Below are 539 nucleotides of genomic sequence, written 5' to 3'. Positions count from 1 at the left end.
CGACGCGCACGCCCGCCAGCCCAGGCTCGCCGGCATCCTGGTAGCCGTTGCGGTTCTTGTCGTCGAACACCTTGCCAAGGATGTCGCCGCAGTCGAAGACGGCTTCCACCACCACCTCCACCACCGCGCTCGCCACCCGCGAGACCACCTCGCCCGACAGATCCTCCACCCAGGCCCGGTTGACATATTCGCCCGGCTTGGCCGCCGCCGTCACCGCAAGGCTCAAGCCGATCTCGACCGTCTCGTCCGGGTTCAGCGTCACGCTCTCGAACACCAGCCGCCGGCCCTCCACCTTCGGCGTTTTCGGCGTGCCGTCCAGCGTTGCCGTGCCCGACACGAAGGTCAGCCCCACCGGCGTCTGGTCGACGATGTTCACCACCGTCGGGCCGGAGATGCCGAGCGGCTTGACGCGGATCGTATACGGCACACGCCCGCCGCGACGCACCTCGGCGAGCGGCGTCATCTTGGTGATCGCAAAGCCCGGCAGGTCGACCACCGCCATGGCCTCCGGCGAGACAGCGCGACGCCCCTTCAGCCCC

1 pseudogene is annotated in these 539 nt (G+C 69.4%); it reads right to left on the bottom strand.

Annotation, left to right across the window (positions count from 1 at the left end):
• Nucleotides 1–539 (bottom strand): annotated as a pseudogene (locus NUU27_RS25460) (hypothetical protein); the annotation flags it as partial.

This window comes from Nitratireductor sp. ZSWI3 (assembly GCF_024655565.1).
GTDB lineage: Bacteria > Pseudomonadota > Alphaproteobacteria > Rhizobiales > Rhizobiaceae > Nitratireductor.
Note: the sequence above shows the minus strand (reverse complement) of the source record. Positions and strands in the feature narration are given on the sequence as shown.